The organism is Novosphingobium profundi (assembly GCF_020524485.1).
Taxonomy (GTDB): Bacteria; Pseudomonadota; Alphaproteobacteria; order Sphingomonadales; family Sphingomonadaceae; genus Novosphingobium; species Novosphingobium profundi_A.
Window position 1 is genome coordinate 1,309,095 of record NZ_JAIVLF010000001.1, and the last position, 17,018, is coordinate 1,326,112.

The following is a 17,018-nucleotide window of genomic DNA, read 5'->3' on the forward strand; positions in this document are numbered from 1 at the left end:
TTACCGCGCTCCTGCATCGGCGTTGTCGGCCTTGGCCGGAGTCGCTGCCTTGGGGGTCTTGGTGGCCTCGCTGCCGATCAGCTGCGCGACGGTGACTTCGCTGCCCGGCTGCACGCGCAGCTGGCCTTGCGCAACGACGACGTCGCCGGGCGATAGCTTTCCGGTCACGACCACCTCGTCGCCCATGCGGCGGCCGGTGGTGACGGGCACGATCTCCGCCTTGCCGCCCTTGCGCGCGTTTTCGCCGCGAATAACGATCACGCTGTCGCCCTGCGCCGAGGTCTGGATCGCGGTGACGGGAAGGACGAGCGCGTCGTCCTGTTCCCCCAGCTTCAGTGCGACCGAGACGTACATGCCCGGGCGCAGCGCGCCGTCGGGGTTGGCGAGCACGGCCTGCGCGGTCACGTTGCGCGTGTCCTTGCTCACCTGCGGCTCGATGGTGGAGATGCGCGCGGTGAAGGTACGGCCAGGCCAGGCATCGCTGGTCAGTGTCAGGCTGGTCCCGTCGCCCAGGCGCCCCAGGTCCTGCTGGGGCAGGGTGAAGTCGACGTAGAGCCGGTCGAGCGCGGTCAGCGTGGCGACCGGATCGCCTGGGTTCATGTACTGGCCCGGGTTCACGCGGCGGATGCCGAGCTTGCCGGAAAAGGGCGCGCGCACTTGCTTCTGGCGCAGGCGCGCTTCGATCTGGCCAACCTCGGCGCGGGCCTGCGCCAGTTCGGCGCGGCGCTGCTGGAGCACTTCGCGCGGTTCCGCGCCTGTCGGTGCCAGTTCTTCCGAGCGCTTGAGCTGAAGCGCGGCAAAGTCCGCGCGGGCGCGGGCGGCGGCCAGGTCAGCCTTTTCCGGGCCGTCATAGAGCTGGACGATCAGGGCATTGGCACCCACGTGCTGCCCGGCGCGGAAATGAAGACCCGAGACGCGCCCGCTGGTTTCCGGCGCCAGCGTGACTTCGCGCACCGCGCTGAGCGAGCCGACGACGTCCATCGTATCGGGCACGGTGCGCGCGGCAAGCACGGTCGCGGTGACCGGCGTCGCCTGCTGGGGCCAGCCTGCGCCGCCGCCCATGCGCCAGGTCCGCCAGCCATACAGCGCGGCCATCAGCACCACCAGCACGAGCACGGTGACGATGATGGTCCGTGTGCGGCGCGGCGAGGCGCTCGCGTCGTCCGGGGTCTGGCTCTCCAAGGTCTGGGGCTCGGTCTGCGTTTCGGGGCTGGTTTGCGATTCGCTCATGCCAGCCTCCCCCTGCGGGCGGTCGTGGAAGAGGCCGACCTTTCCCAGGTTTTCGGCAGGTTTGCAGGCGAAGAATTCATGTCGGCTCCGGACGCTCGAGTTGCGCTGACTGGTGCCCCTTGTGGGGCGATCCGACACTTCACGTACAACCTCAACAATGGTTGAGGTCAAGCACTATCTGTGGCACCTCGTGGATCGCACGGACCGCTGCCTCTTGCAGCGAATGCAAGTGGAGAGGTTGGGACGATGCCGGTCAATCGGGAAAAAGCGCTAAGTGTCGGGGAGTTGGCCCGCCGCAGCGGCGTCGCGGTCTCCACGATCCATTTCTACGAAAAGAAAAACTTGATCGAGGGCTGGCGGACAGGCGGCAATCAGCGGCGCTATGCCCGTGGCACCTTGCGCCGGATCGCGATAATCCGCGTCGCGCAGAAGGCCGGGGTGTCGCTTTCGATCATCAAGCAGCACCTCGACCGCTTTCCCGCGACGCCGATCACGGTGGACGAATGGGCGAAGATCAGTCAGGACTGGCACGCGATGTTGGACGAGCGGATCACGGCCTTGACGCAGTTGCGCGATCAGCTCGGCTCGTGCATCGGATGTGGTTGTCTTTCCTTGAAAGATTGCCCTTTGCGCAATCCCGATGATGTCCTTGGAGAAGAAGGCGCCGGGCCACAATTGCTCACGACGCCGCAATAGATGCGGGTGCTCGAACGGGCAGAGATGAGGGAAACGGGTGAGGCGGCCACATGGCCTTCGCGCACGAAAGAAACGGGACTGGATTGACTATGATGGGTGAGGGCGTTCGCGCGAGGAAAACGGCGCGCCGCGATGGGACCGGCGTGGGCCTGGCCGCTCTGGCAACGCTTCTGGCGAGCGCGCCTGGGGGCGCTGCGGATCTCCGGGTGCAGGCCGTGCAGGTCGATCCTTCGCGCCCCGACTGGGAAAATCCGGCGGTCTTCGCGCAAGGGACGCTTCCGGCCAGTTCTACGGGTTTTCCCTATGAAAGCCGTGCCAAGGCGCTTGAAGGCGATCCGCACGGCTCGGATCGCTATCTCAGCCTTGATGGAACCTGGAAGTTCGCCTTCTCGCCCAGCGCCGATGCGCTCCCCGAAGGTTTCGAGCGCCCCGGCTTCGATGTGTCGGGCTGGCGCGACATTGCCGTGCCCGCGGACTGGCAGGCTGAAGGCTTCGGGCAGGCGCGCTACAACAACTGGATATATCCCTTCCCGGCCAACCGCCCGCTGATCCCGCACGAGACCAACCCGGTGGGCTCCTACCGGCGCGATTTCACCCTCCCGCAAAGCTGGAGCGGGGACGAGCAGGTGATCCTGCACATCGGAGCGGCCGGCTCGGCCTACTACGTGTGGGTGAACGGGCAGAAGGTGGGCTATGCGCAGGACAGCAAGCTGCCCTCCGAGTTCGACGTGACCTCTGCCCTGAAGCCGGGCGCGAACACCATCGCGATCCAGGTCTTTCGCTGGTCCGACGGCTCCTACCTGGAAGATCAGGACTTCTGGCGCGTCTCGGGGATCGAGCGGTCGGTCTACCTGAAGGCGGTGCCCACGCGCCGGGTGCGCGACGTCTTCGCGCACGCCGGGCTCGACGCCGCCTACCGCACCGGCGAACTGGCCGTCGACCTCGCCTTGTCGCCGGGCGCCTCGGCGCGGGCGCGGATCACCTTGCTCGACGGCGAGCAGGAGGTGCTGACGCGCGAGGTGAAGCTCGCGAAAACGGAGGCTGAGCAGCGGGTTACGTTGACGGGGGAAGTCCCGGACGTGCGCCGCTGGAGCGCGGAGACACCCAACCTCTACACGCTGCTCGTCGAACTCTTCGATGATCGCGGCGCGCTTCTCCAGGCCACCCCGACCCGCATCGGCTTTCGCACGGTCGAGGTGCTCAACGGCCAGGTCGCGGTCAACGGCAAGCCGATCACGATCAAGGGCGTGAACCGCCACGAGCATGATCCGGAAACCTTCCACGTCATCTCGCGCGCATCGATGGAACGCGACGTCGAGTTGATGAAGGCGAACAACGTCAACGCGATCCGCGCCGCGCACTACCCCAACGATCCTTACATCTACGAGCTGGCGGACCGCTATGGCCTCTACGTCATGGACGAGGCCAACATCGAGAGCCACCAGTACATGGACTATGGCAACCGCCATCCCGAGGAGCGCGCCAAGTACCAGATCGGCTTCGACCCGGCGTGGAAGGCGGCGCACCTCGCGCGCGTTGCCAACATGGTCGAGCGCGACAAGAACCACCCCTCGATCCTGTTCTGGTCCTTGGGCAACGAGGCAGGAATAGGCCCGACCTTCGAGGAGGCGGCCAAGGCCACGCGGGACCGTGATCCGAGCCGCCTCATCAGTTATCTTGGCTGGGGCCCGCTGCCCTTTGGCGATCACCGCCCCAACTGGTATGCGGATATCTATGCGCCGATGTACGATCTGGCCGCGAAGATGGCCGACTACGCGACCAACTGGTCCTACGGCCAGCCCATGATCCAGTGCGAGTACGCGCACATGATGGGTAATTCGGGTGGCAACCTGACCGAGTACTGGGACACGATACACGCTCACCCCGAAACCTTGCAGGGAGGCTTCATCTGGGACTGGGTCGACCAGTCGATGTTCGGTACCACCGAAGATGGCACCCGCTACTGGGCCGATGGCAGCGAGTACGGTCCCAATCCCGGCGGTGACATCGAGTTCGGCGACGGGATCATCCAGTCCGACCGCACGCCCAACCCGGCCTTGTACGAACTGCGCAAGGTCTATGCGCCGGTGGCCTTCTCCGACCTTGACCTTTCGGGCGGCACGCTGAGGGTCCACAACTGGCAGGACTTCGCGGACCTCTCCCGCTACCGCTTCACCTGGACCTTGCAGGAAAACGGCGTGGACGTCGCGACCGGCGATCTGGCCGCGCCCGCCATCGCGGCGCGCGCGAGCGGCACGATGGCGCTCAATCTCGGCAGCTACCCGCGCAAGGCGGACGCGGAGTATTTCGTGACCGTAGAGGCCAAGGCTAGCGAGGGGCAGATTCCGCTGGTCGAGGCGGGGCAGGTCATGGCCTTCGAACAGTTTGCGCTGGACAGTGCGGTCCCATCCTTGCCGCAGGAGGCTTCGGGCGCGGTGTCCCTGTCAGACGAGGGCGAAGAGGTCATCCTCTCGGCTGCGGGCAGTTCGCTTGCGATCAGCCGCAAGACTGGCCTCATTCGCAGCTTCGATGCGAAGGGCCAGGCGCTCGCCACAGGGGGCGAGCCCTATTTCTGGCGCGCGCTGACCGACAGCAATGTCGGTACGCGCACTGGTGACCAGCTCGCCGTCTGGAAGACCCTGAGCGAGACCCGTTCGGTGTCCGACTTGCAGATTGAGCGCGCAACGGATGGCGCGCGAGAGGTCGCCGTCACGTTCACGCTGGGCGAGGGGCAGGCAACCTTCACCAACCGCTACCGCATGGCCGGGGACGGGAGCGTACGCCTGACGGCCCATTTCGAGCCGGTCGCAAAGGACCTGCCGCCACCTTTCCGCATCGGCGTGAAGTTTGCACTGCCCGAGGCCATGGATACGGTCGAGTGGTACGGGCGCGGCCCTCACGAAAGCTATGCCGATCGCAAGAGCTCGGCCCCGATTGGCCTGTGGCGCGGCGCGCTTGCCGATCAGGACCACGACTACATTCGCCCGCAGGAAACCGGGAACAAGACCGACGTGCGGTGGATGACTCTGAGCGGTGGGGGGCGGGCCCTGCGCGTGGCGGGCGACCGGCCGCTGATGATGAACGCGCTCGCATTCCCCTATTCCGACCTCTACCGCCGCGCGCCCGGCACCTGGAAGTCGAGCGATATCCGGCCCCACGATCACGGCACGCTGCTGGTCGATGCGGCGCAGTGGGGCCTGGGCGGCGACACGCAGTGGAGCGAAGAGGGCAAGCCGCTCGCGCGCTACCGCCCGAAGGTGGAGCCGACGACCTTCACCATCCGTCTTTCCTCCACCAGCGGTGAGCCCTCTGTGGGTGCGCGTCCAGGTGGGGACAGGTGAACCGGAATGGCGCGGGCACGGTCTTGGTGCTTTCCCTTGTCAGGGTTAGCGTCTAGCACTCAGACGATGTGAACGAATGAACTGGGATGTCTGAGACCACGCCGCCATCGGGCCTTGAAGCCGCCTTCCTTGCGCACCGCGAGAACTTGCTGCGCTTCCTGCGCGCGCGCGGTGCGGGCGAGGCGGCCGAGGACATCCTGCACGAGGTTTGGCTGCGCGTGAGCACACGCGAAAGCGGGCCGGTGGCGGCGCCCTTGGCCTACCTGCATTCGGTGGCGAACTCGCTGATGATCGACCGCTATCGTTCGCAGCAGAAGGCCCAGGCGCGTGAGCGCGAATGGAGCGCGGCGCAGACGCTGAGCGGGGAAGCCTCGCCCCACCCCTCGGCCGAGCGCGAGGTCTTTGCCGCACGCGAAGCCGCGCGCGTGCTGGCGATGCTCGATGGTCTTGGCGCGCGGGTCGCCCGGGTCTTTCGCCTCCACCGGGTGGAGGGCATGGCGCAGAAGGACGTCGCCCGCGAAGTGGGCATCAGTCTCAGCACGGTCGAGGGCGATCTGCGCAAGGCCTACCGCGCTCTGGAGGAATGGAAACGGCACGGCGAAGGAGAGGAGCCATGAGGCTGCGGGCCGATGTCTCCGTCTGCGTCATGAAAGGAACGTGTGGTGCCCATTGACGAGACGATCCGCGCGCAGGCCCTCGACTGGGCGGTGCGGACACAGGACCCCGGTTTTGATGACTGGGAGGCCTTTACCACCTGGCTGGAGCAGGATCCGGCGCATGGCGAGGCCTACGACGCGGCGTGCGCGGCGGCGTTGGACGGCGCCGACCTCCTGGCACGGACTGTCCCTGCCAACGATACCGAGCCCGCCATCGCCTCGCCGGACGAGGCTGAGGGCAACGCGGCCTTTGTCGATGACACGCTAAAAAGCTACGCCCGTGTGCCGCGTCGGCGCTGGCTGGCAGGCGCGCTCGCGGCCAGCGTGGCGCTCGCTGCCGGGATCGGCATCTGGCACGAAAGCGGCCCGGCTACCTACGAGGTGGCCACTGCAGCGGGCGAGACGCGCACCGTGCGCCTGGGCGGCGAGACGACCGTGACACTGGGCGGGGATACCCGCCTTGCGATGGAGCAGGGCAACGCACGCTTTGTCAGGCTGGAGCAGGGACAGGCGCTGTTCTCTGTCCGCCACGATCCCGATGCGCCCTTTGAAGTCGCCGTGGGCGAGGAGCGGCTGCGCGATATCGGCACGGTCTTCGACGTGCGGCACGTGAACGGGGCGTTGCGGGTCGCGGTGTCCGAGGGCGAGGTCGAGGTCAATCCCGACCGTGAGAAGGTGCGCGTGAAGCCCGGCCAGGTCCTGAGCCGGGCGGCCGGGGAGGATCGTTTCGAACTGGCCGCGATTGCGCCCGAACAGGTCGGGGAATGGCGCGCGGGACGCCTGACCTTCGTCGATGCCCCGCTGGGCGATGTGGCCTCCGATCTGACGCGGGCGACCGGAATTGCGTTTTCGGTGCACCCTGAGGCGCGCGGGCGCACGGTTTCGGGATCCTTGCAGGTCGAGCCGATCCGTACCAACCCGCAATCGCTCGGCGCGCTGCTTGGCCTTGGCGTTACGCGCGAAGGCGCAGGGTGGAGCCTGAGTTCCCACTGAGCCATGCGCCATGTCCTGAGCCTTTCTCTGGGCGCTGGCCCTGGTGCTGGGCAGCGCGTTTCCCGTTTCTACGGCTGCGCGGGGGCAGGAAAGCCGTGTCCACACCCTCGCCGGTAGCGCCTCGCAGGCTGCCATCGCGATTGCGCGCCAGACGGGGGCGAGTGTCGTTATTCTTGATCCTGCGCTCGCGCGCCGCGCGGTGCCCGCGCTCAATGCGCGCATTCCTGCGGCTGAGGCGGTGCGGCGGCTGGCGCGTGCGGCCGGGGGACGCGTTGTCGCGACCGGCCCGGCGGCCTGGCGCATCGAGCCGGTTGCCGGGCCAGCGCGCCCGCCCCGTGCCGCGCCGCAGGTGCTGGTAGCTCCCCGCGAAATCGCAGGCGCGCCGATCATTGTCCTTTCCAGTAAGCGGGAGTTGGCGCTTGGCGACCTCCCGGCCCAGGTCGCGATCCTGGAGCCCGAGGAACTGGAGGCCGGTGGCATCGGCGGGACCGAGAAAATCACGCGCCAGCTTCCCACGGTCGCCTCCACGCACCTGGGCAGCGGGCGCAACAAGCTGTTCATTCGCGGCATCGCGGATTCCAGCTTCACTGGCCCCACGCAGGCGACCGTGGGGCAGTACCTGGGTGACATGCGCCTCACCTACAATGCGCCCGACCCGGACCTGCGCCTCACCGACATGGCTCGCGTGGAGGTGCTGGAGGGCCCGCAGGGCACGCTCTACGGCGCAGGCTCGCTGGGCGGGATCATCCGGCTGGTCCCAAATGCACCGGACGTTGGCGACGTGACTGGCTCCGCCGCCCTGGGCGGGTCTTTTACGCGCCATGGTGAACCCGGTCTCGATGGCAGCGCCATGCTCAATCTGCCTCTGGTGGAGGGGCGCGTGGGTCTGCGCGCCTCCCTCGATGCACAGCATCTGGGCGGCTACATCGACAAGCCGCGCATCGAGGGCCGCAACGTCAATGGCAGCGATATTCTGGGCGGGCGCGTGGCCTTGCGGCTCGAACCTGCGCCGGACTGGTCGGTGACGCTGATGGCCCTTGGCCAGCGGACCGACAACGCCGACAGCCAGTACGCCGACCGGGAGGGATCTGGGCTGGAGAACGGTGCGGACGTGGCCGAGCGGGCTGATGCGGACTACGCCATGGGGCAACTCGTCGTGGCGGGAAGGCTTGGAGCTATCCGCCTGCGCTCGACAACGGGCCTCGTGCGCCAGACCTTGCGGGAGAATTTCGATGCGACCCCGCAAGGCGGGCCGCCGCGCCTCTTCACGCAGGCCAACCGCACGCGCATGGTAGCCCACGAAACTCGGCTCTGGCAGAGCGAGCGCGGCGGCTTTGGGTGGGTCGCAGGGGTGAGTTTCACCCACAACGAGACGCGCCTCAACCGCACATTGACGTCCTTTGCACTGCGCGCGATCCCGGCTGGCGTGCGCAATGTCGTGGACGAGGGCACGCTCTATGGCGAGGCCAGCCTACGCCTTGCCGCCCCGCTCGTCGCCACGGCGGGCGCGCGCATCACCCATTCGCGGCTGGGCGGCGGGGGGGAGGATATCCGGCCCGAGATCCAACTCGCCCATGCCGCGATGGATATTGCCGCGCGCCGCTCCTTCACGACTGTCCTGCCCTCGGCGGCGCTCAATCTGACACTCGCGCCCGAGGCCTCGCTCTTCCTGCGCTATCAGGAGGGCTTCCGTCCCGGTGGCCTCGCTATCGAGAGCGAGTACGTGCGGCGTTTTCGCGATGACCATACGCAGACCTTCGAGGTGGGCGCCCGTCACGGCCAGCGCGGGCGCGGCGCGTTCGATTTTGCGCTCTCGCTCTCCTACACGCGCTGGCAGGACATACAGGCCGACTTCATCGACGCGAGCGGCCTTCCCAGTACGGCCAATATCGGGGACGGACGGATCTGGACGGCGAGCGCGTCCGGCGGCCTGCGCCTGGCGCGGGGGCTTCGGGCCGAGGCGGGCATTTCATGGAACCGCAGCAAGGTGGATGAGCCTGCGCTTCCGCTCATGCTGCTTGCTACGCGCTCGAGGCAGGTGCCCAACATTGCCCATCTGGCTGCGCGCGTGGCGATGAGCTGGGATCATGAGCTTCGCGGCGATATCCGGCTCAAGGCGCAAGGGTGGGCGAGCTACGTCGGGCGTTCGCGTCTTGGCGTGGGGCCCGAACTCGGCGCGCCGCAGGGCGACTACCTCGATACCGGCGCGCTGCTGCGGGTGGGCACCGAGCGTCTGGGCGTGACCCTTGGCATCACCAATATCGCCGACGTGCGCGGCAACCGTTTCGCCCTGGGGACGCCGTTCGGCACCGGGCGTGAGCAGGTCACGCCGCTGCGCCCACGCACGCTGCGCATTGGTCTCGACACCGCGTTCTAAGATTTTTTCAAGGCTGTCCGCCCGTGGCTCCGTCCTATCGGTCAAAACGACCTGAAGGGACTGAAATGCCGCGATACCTGCTCACCTCTACCGCTGTTCTTGCTCTGGCCGCCGCTGCGCAGCCTGCGGTAGCCGAGGACGTCACCGACGCCCGCACATCCCCCTTGCGGACCTCGACCATTGCTGATGGCGCGCCCGGGTCCATCGCGATCACCGAGGATGGCTCGGTCACTCTCACGGGCGGCACGGCGGTGACGATGGACAGCGATCACGCCGTCGCCAATGCGGGCGAAATCGCGGTGAGCAACGGCCACGCCGGGATCCTTGCCGAAGCGGGAACACAGGGCGACATCACCAACACCGGCACGATCACGGTGGATGAGCCTTATGCCCCGGAAGACGAGGACAACGACGGCGATCTCGACGGACCTTTCGCGCTGGGTTCCAATCGGCAGGGCATCCGCACGATGGGCGCGCACGAGGGCACGATCACGAACAGCGGCGAAATCGCCGTGCAGGGCAACGATTCGGCCGGTATCGCCCTTGGCGGTCCGCTGACAGGGGACCTTGTCCATGACGGCGAAACGGTGGTGACGGGCGATCGCTCGGTTGGCATCGAGGCCGGGGACATCTCCGGCGACGTGCGCCTCGCCGGGACGATCAGTGCGCAGGGCGAGGACGCCATTGGCGCGCGCGTCTCTGGCGATGTGGGCGGCGCAATGGTGGTGCAGGGCACGCTTGCTGCCACCGGCTACCGCTATACCAGTGTTCCGGCCGATCCTTCGGACCTCGATGCCGACGACCTGCTCCAGGGCGGCTCGGCGCTGGTGATAGGCGGCGATGTCGCAGGCGGTATCGTGCTCGCTGTCGCGCCGGCCGACGCGGATCCCGATGTCGATGACGAGGATGGCGACGGCCTGCCTGATGCCGACGAAGGCAGCGCCCGCGTCGTCTCCTACGGCGAGGCTCCGGCCATGGTCATCGGGGCGGCGGACAGGGATATCGCCATCGGCGCGGTCGAGAGCACGGCGCGTGGTTATGGGCTTCAGGTCGACGGCGTGATCGAGGGGCGTGGCCTCTACGAAGGCGTTGATGCAAGCGCGCTCGTCATCGGCGGGCAGGGCGGCGATGTCGCGATTGCCAACGGGATCGGTGTCAACGGCACTATTGCTGCGCTGTCCGATGGCGGCAATGCGACGGCGGTGCGTATCGGCGCGGGCGCGGATGTCCCCGAACTGCGCAACGCCGGGACCATTCGCGCTTCGGGCGGAGAGCAGGTCGGCGCCATTCACGTGGAGCAGGGCGCCAATCTTGGAGCGCTGCGCAACAGCGGTACGATCCAGGCGACGAGCGGCGAGGACGGCACGACCTATGCCGTGCGCGATGAGAGCGGCACGCTGACCGCGCTCGACAACAGTGGCGCGATCATCGCCAGCGGTTCGGACAGCACGAACGTCGCCATCGACCTGTCCGCGGCAAGCGGGCATGTGACGGTGCGCCAGACGGCGGTCGCGGCAGGCTACGATGCCCCCGAGATTACCGGCGATGTACGCCTTGGCAGCGGCAACGACACGCTCTCGATTGCCGATGGTACGCTGACCGGCGATGTTGCCTTCGGGGCAGGCAACAACACGCTGACGCTTTCGGGCGATGCGGTGCAGACAGGCGATGTGACGTTCGGTTCGGGGGCGGATCGGGTCAGCCTGGAAGGCTCGGCCAGCTATGAAGGTACGCTCGACTTTGGCGGCGGTGCGGACCGGCTGGACCTTGCCGGGAACGCCTATTTCATGGGAGCGCTCGTCAATGCGGGCCAGGCCGCGGTCACGCTCTCGGGCGGGGCGCTGGATCTGCGCAGTCCGGCCAGCATCGGCTCGCTCGATGTAGGGGAGGGCGGTGTCCTGGTGGCCACACTCGATTCCGCGCCGGGACAGGGCAGCGCCTACAATGTGGCGGGTACTGCGCGGTTCGCGGAGGGCTCGCGTCTCGCTCTGCGGCTGGCCGATGTCACGACCGCCGAAGGCAGCTACGAAGTCCTGACGGCGGGCACGCTGGAAGGGCGCGACAATATCGAGACCGTCACCGACCTGGTGCCCTTCATGTTCAAGGCGCAGCTTGATGAAGAGGCAGGGGCCAACTCCATCGTTGTCGACATCGCGCGCCGCACGCGCGAGGAACTGGGGCTCAACCGTTCGCAGGCGAGCGCCTACGACGCGGCCTTTGCCGCCCTTGCCGCCGATGAAGAGATCGAGGATGTGTTCCTTGCCATCACCGATGGCGACACCTTCCGCGACACCGTGGGGCAGATGCTCCCCGACCATGCGGGTGGTGGCTTCGAGGGGATCAGCCTGGGCGTGCGCACGCTGGCCCGCCAGCTCCAGGATCCGCCGCATCCCGCAGGCGATGAAAGCCGCTTCTCGACCAACGTGAACCTGGCCTTCTGGGGGAGCGAGAAGGACACCCAGGCGACCGCCGCTTACGATCTCAACGGCTATGCCTGGTCGCTTACCGGGGAATACCGCACCGGCATCGGCTATTTCGGCGCGACGGCCTCCTACATCTGGAACCAGCACACGAGTGGCGCGGCGAGCGAGGTCAAGTCCCAGTTGGTCGAGGGCGCGGTGCACTGGCGCGGGCACTTCGGTCCGATCGGGGGCTTTGCGCGCGCCTCCATCGGCCATGCCGACTTCGACAGCGAGCGCACCTTCTCGGGCGTGACGGCGCAGGAGACCGTCACACGCACGATCGATGGCAGCTGGAACGGCCGCTTCGTCAGCGCCATCGGCGGCATCTCGGCCGAGGGAGGCAGCCAGCACTTCTTCTTCCGTCCTCAGGTCTCGTTCGACTACGTGCGCCTGAAGGAGGACGGTTACGGCGAAACCGGCGATGATGCGCTGGGCCTTCTCGTCGAGGATCGCACCAGCGACGAGCTCGGCCTCAATGCGGGGATGACCGTGGGTGTCGATGTGCTGGGCATGTCGGCGGGCGATGAAGGCTGGATGCGGATCGAGACCGAAGGCGGTTGGCGCGAAGTGCTGAGTGGCGGCCTTGGCGCGACCACGGCGCGCTTCGGCACCGGCGATGTCGAGCCGGGCGAGGCCTTCCGGCTCGATCCCGATGGCACGACCGGCGGCTGGTACGGACGCCTGCGGGCCTATGGCGGTCCCAGCGGCTTCATCATGGGCGGCGAGCTCTCGGCGGATCGCCGTCACGGCGAGGTCGCCCTGGCACTTCGGGGCAGCGTCACCGTGAAGTGGTAAAGCGCGGCGACAGGCCGGTGGGGAGGGCGGCGCCCAGGTGTCGCTCCCTCCTCGCCGCCTGTCGGGCATCGCGCAGGAAGTGCCTCGGCCCCCGGTGCAAATCGGGGGTCTTTTGCATTCCGTAGGCCGGATTGTATCGGTCGAGGATCACCCTTTCCGCAGATTCGCAAAGGCCTTCAAAACCGCTCGAATCGGGGCTTTCGGTGTGTTTTGGGCCCGACCGACTGTGCGCATTTTGCAACGCATTGCGGGGAAAGCCGACGCACAATCAGCGACTTGCCAAATTGGCTTGACGAAATCCGGGCAAATGATTTAGCGCTAAAAAACAACAGGCCGATGCGGGTCGCATTGAAGCCTGACGTGTTTAGTGGAGAGGATCCGATGAATTTCCGAAAGACTGAGCTGGCCTGCGGTATCGCGGCCGGTGTGATGGCACTGGCGCTGGGCGCTCCGGCCTTTGCGCAGGACATGGCTGCCGAAGCTGCCGCCGAAGACACCGTCACCGGCAACGCCATCATCGTCACCGCGAACATGCGTGAGGAAACGCTTCAGGAAGTTCCCATCGCGGTTTCGGTTGTCAGCGGCGAGCAGCTGCAGGCAGCAGGCGTCAGCGCGGTCGAGGGTCTTGTCCAGGTCTCTCCCTCGCTCACCTTCACCCAGGGCGACAATCCGGGTGACAGCTCGCTCAACATTCGCGGTATCGGCACCACCGTCTTCTCGGTCGCGACCGAGCCTGCCGTCTCGATCGTCGTCGACGACGTCGTGATGGCGCGCGCAGGTCAGGGCTTCCAGGACCTCATCGACGTGCAGCGCGTCGAAGTCCTGCGCGGTCCCCAGTCGACCTTGTTCGGCAAGAACGCCTCGGCCGGTCTCGTTTCGGTCACCACGTCGGATCCGACCTCCTACCTCTCGGGCAAGGTCGACGGCAGCTTCGCCCAGGGCGGCGAATGGCAGGCGCGCGGCATTATCTCGGGCCCGGTGGCCAAGGACGCGGGCCTCAGCGTCAGCGGCTACTACAAGGATTTCGACGGCTTCATCGACAATGTCTCGGGCATTGGTGATGACAAGCTGGGCGGTTATCGCAACTACGGTGGCCGCGCCAAGTTCGTTTACGAGCCGCATGGCGACCTCAAGATCACGCTGATCGGCGACTACCGCAACGGCACCAACGATGCGAGCCCGACCCTGCGCGCGGTCGATGGTCAGGCCTATGCCGACGCCGTGTCCCCGGTCGTCCCTTCGGCGAAGAACCGCGACGTCAACCTCAACGCCGACACCACCAACGACAGTGAACAGTGGGGCGTCTCGGGCCGCGTCCAGGCGCGCCTGAACGATGATCTCCAGCTGGTCTCGATCACGGCCGTGCGTGGCTGGGACTTCACCGCCCGCGCCGACGTCGACTACACCTCGCTCTCCGAGCCCGTCCCCGGCGTGAACCTGTGGGATGTCAACACCGGCACCACCAGCCTCAAGCAGTACTCGCAGGAACTGCGCGTGGTCTCCGATGACCTTGGCGGCTTCGACGTGCTGTTTGGCGGCTATGCCTTCCTGCTCGACCTCGACACCGGCTTCCAGCGTCGCCAGATCTTCCCGACCGGCCCGCGCAGCGGCCAGTTCACGGGTTCGACCAAGAACACCAACCTTGCCGTCTTTGCCAGCACCAACATCTACCTCACCGACACGCTCGAGATGTTCGGTGGCCTGCGCCTGCTCCACGAGACGCTGGACTGGGATGTGTACCGTGACCCCAGCGACGTGCTGGTGGCTGGCGACAGCGCGCTTGGCGGCGCGACCGGCGTCCCGGCCGACTTCGATGGCAAGACCAGCGACACCGCGCTCGTCGGCAAGATCGGCCTGCGCTACCAGCTGGGCAGCCTCGGCAACGCCTACGCCAGCTACTCGCGCGGCTACAAGGGCAAGGGCTTCAACCTGATCTTCGGTGCGCAGGAAAGCTACGAGCCGGTCGACGCCGAGCAGTCCGACGCCTTCGAAATCGGTGCCAAGCTGCAGAGCCTGGATGGTGTGTGGTCGCTTAACGCAGCGCTGTTCTACACCAAGTACAAGAACTTCCAGTCGCAGGCACAGCTGCCCGGTGACGTCGCGTTCTACCTGCTCAACGCCGGTTCGACCTCGACCAAGGGTATCGAGCTGGAAGGCACGGTCCGCCCGACTTCGCTGACCACGCTGAACCTGGGCATGACGCTGCTCGACGCTCGCATCGATTCCTTCCCGCTCGGCCCGTGCTATCGCGGCCAGACCGCGGCCGAGGGCTGCGTCGATGGTGTGCAGGACCTTTCGGGTGGCGATCTGCCCAACGCGCCGGACTTCCGTCTCACCGGCTCGCTGCGCCAGACCGTGCCCTTCGGTGACAGCGCGCCTGTCGACGGCTTCGTGATGGTCGATGGCAGCTACCAGACCAAGGTGTCCTACCAGATCGACCAGAACCCGCGCGCCGCGCAGGGGGGCTTTGGCCTGGTGAACCTCTCGGCCGGTGTGGAATCGAAGGATGACAGCTACTCGGTGACTGTCTTCGTGCGCAACCTGTTCGACCAGAACAACGTGTCCAACATCTTCGACTCCGGCTTCAACGGCGGTCGCACCTACCAGCAGGTCCTGCGCGATGGCGCACGCTACTGGGGTGTGCGCGCGTCCTACAGTTTCTGAGGGCCCACCCTCCCTCAGGAAAACCGTCTGGCGGCGGCCCGCTCTCTCCTCCTCCTCCCAGGGCCGCCGCCAGCACATCCGCCACCAAGATGGACCTGGCCTAGATGACCGAATGCGAACTGAATGACCCTGTGACCATCGATCCCCTGGCGCTTTCGCCCGAGGATCGGGCCTGGGTCGAGGCCACGCTCGACACGCTCAGCGTCGAGGGCAAGGTCGGTCAGCTCTTCGCACTCAGTTCGATCGGCGATGACCTCGCCGAAATTTCCCGCCACTGCGCACTGGGCGTGGGCGGGATCCACCGCTTCCCCGGGCACGACCTCAAGGCGGCCTGGGAAGCGACCCGCGCGGCCATTCAGGAATCACGCATTCCCCCGCTCATCAGCGGCGATATCGAAGGGGGCACGGTCAGTCAGGCCTTCGCCACCGCCGTTCCCAACCAGATGGGCCTTGCCGCCTGCGCGGACGAGGACCTCTCCCGGCGTATCTCGGCGATCGTGCTTCGCGAAGCGCGCCGCCAGGGGTTCAACTGGACCTTCAGTCCGGTCGTCGACATCAACTGCAATTTCCGCAACCCGGTCGTGGGCACACGTTCCTATGGCTCGGACATGGCGACGATCCTGCGCGAAGCCGGGATCATGACCGAGGTGCTCCAGGCGGGCGGCATCGCCACCTGCGCCAAGCACTGGCCGGGCGATGGCATCGATGATCGCGACCAGCACCTCGTGACCAGTGTCAACGGCCTCTCCATGGACGAGTGGCACGCGAGCTTCGGCGAGATCTATCGCACGATGTTTGCCAAGGGCGTGATGTCGGTGATGTCCGCGCATATCGCGCTGCCCGCCGCCTTTCCCGCGGATGCCGGGGCCGGGCGGTTCGTGCCCGCGTCGGTTTCGAAGCGCCTGAACCTCGAACTCTTGCGCGGCGAACTGGGCTTCAAGGGCCTGATCGTGTCCGATGCGACGCCCATGGGCGGCCTCACCGGCTGGCAGGAGCGCGCCGAGGCCGTGCCCGCCGTGATTGAGAATGGCTGCGACATGTTCCTGTTCTCGCCCGATCCAGGCGGGGACTATCGCCACATGATGGACGGCCTTCGCCGCGGCGCGCTGAGCGAGCAGCGTCTGGAAGATGCCGTGCGCATGATCCTGACCTTGAAGGCTCGGCTTGGCCTTCACCGCATGACGCTGGATGAATGGGTGCCGCCGCTCGAGGAGGGCACGACGCGTCTCTCCACGCCCGAGAGCGAGGCCGTGGCGGCTAAGGCCAACGCGCGCGCGATCACGCTGGTCAAGGATGCGCAGGACTTGCTCCCACTTGACCCTGCGCGCCACAGGCGCGTGGTGTTGCTGGCCGAGGAAGGCTGGAACTTCATATCGGGCGCGCTGCCGCGCAGTCTCGATGTGTTCTGCGAGGACATGCGCAAGGCCGGTTTCGACCTGCGTATGTACGACGCCGAGACCCCTCCGGCTCCTGAAGACACCGATCTTGTCGTCTACCTCATCGGCCAGGAGGCAACCGCCAGCCTCTCGCACATCTACCTGGACTGGACGGCGCTCCACGGCGGTGCGCGCAAGGCGATGAAGCGCTTCTCACGCGAGATCCCGACGCTGATGATCTCGCTGGGTCAGCCTTATTACCTTTACGATGCGCCTGACGTGCGCACCTACATCAATGGCTACAGCGCGCTGCCTTCGGTGCAGACCGCGCTGGTCGAACGGCTGCTCGGCAAGGCGCCGTTCACGGGCGTGAGCCCGGTCGATCCCTTCTGTGGCGAAGAGCAGCTTCGCTACTGAAACCAGAGCGC

9 protein-coding genes are annotated in these 17,018 nt (G+C 66.8%); 8 read left to right on the forward strand and 1 reads right to left on the reverse strand.

Annotated features, from left to right (window positions below; genetic code table 11):
* A complete protein-coding gene (locus LC060_RS05790) occupies positions 1–1,230 on the reverse strand; it encodes an efflux RND transporter periplasmic adaptor subunit (protein WP_226633416.1) in 1,230 nt (409 codons plus the stop codon).
* Positions 1,231–1,476: 246 nt separating this feature from the next.
* On the opposite strand from LC060_RS05790, the gene soxR reads away from it, so the two are divergent.
* From soxR to LC060_RS05830, 8 genes are all read left to right on the forward strand, one after another.
* Complete coding sequence (gene soxR / locus LC060_RS05795) at positions 1,477–1,926, forward strand: redox-sensitive transcriptional activator SoxR (protein ID WP_226633417.1); 450 nt, start codon at positions 1,477–1,479, stop codon at positions 1,924–1,926.
* A gap of 92 nt (positions 1,927–2,018) precedes the next feature.
* Positions 2,019–5,267: a glycoside hydrolase family 2 TIM barrel-domain containing protein gene (locus LC060_RS05800; protein ID WP_226633418.1), complete on the forward strand. Its 3,249-nt coding sequence runs from the start codon at positions 2,019–2,021 to the stop codon at positions 5,265–5,267.
* 86 nt (positions 5,268–5,353) lie between these two features.
* Positions 5,354–5,884, forward strand: a complete 531-nt coding sequence (locus tag LC060_RS05805; RefSeq protein WP_226633419.1) for an RNA polymerase sigma factor — start codon at positions 5,354–5,356, stop codon at positions 5,882–5,884.
* A 45-nt stretch (positions 5,885–5,929) separates the two neighbouring features.
* The gene (locus LC060_RS05810) at positions 5,930–6,916 is read left to right on the forward strand and encodes a FecR family protein (protein ID WP_226633420.1); all 987 of its coding nucleotides are present in this window, start codon (positions 5,930–5,932) and stop codon (positions 6,914–6,916) included.
* A 43-nt stretch (positions 6,917–6,959) separates the two neighbouring features.
* On the forward strand, positions 6,960–9,293 hold the full coding sequence (locus LC060_RS05815; protein WP_226633421.1) for a TonB-dependent receptor: 2,334 nt from the start codon (positions 6,960–6,962) through the stop codon (positions 9,291–9,293).
* Positions 9,294–9,358: 65 nt separating this feature from the next.
* Positions 9,359–12,550 (forward strand): autotransporter outer membrane beta-barrel domain-containing protein, encoded by a 3,192-nt coding sequence (locus tag LC060_RS05820; protein ID WP_226633422.1) that lies wholly within the window; start codon positions 9,359–9,361, stop codon positions 12,548–12,550.
* 381 nt (positions 12,551–12,931) lie between these two features.
* A complete protein-coding gene (locus LC060_RS05825) occupies positions 12,932–15,214 on the forward strand; it encodes a TonB-dependent receptor (RefSeq protein WP_226633423.1) in 2,283 nt (760 codons plus the stop codon).
* A 104-nt stretch (positions 15,215–15,318) separates the two neighbouring features.
* On the forward strand, positions 15,319–17,007 hold the full coding sequence (locus LC060_RS05830; RefSeq protein ID WP_226633424.1) for a glycoside hydrolase family 3 protein: 1,689 nt from the start codon (positions 15,319–15,321) through the stop codon (positions 17,005–17,007).
* Positions 17,008–17,018: the final 11 nt, after the last annotated feature.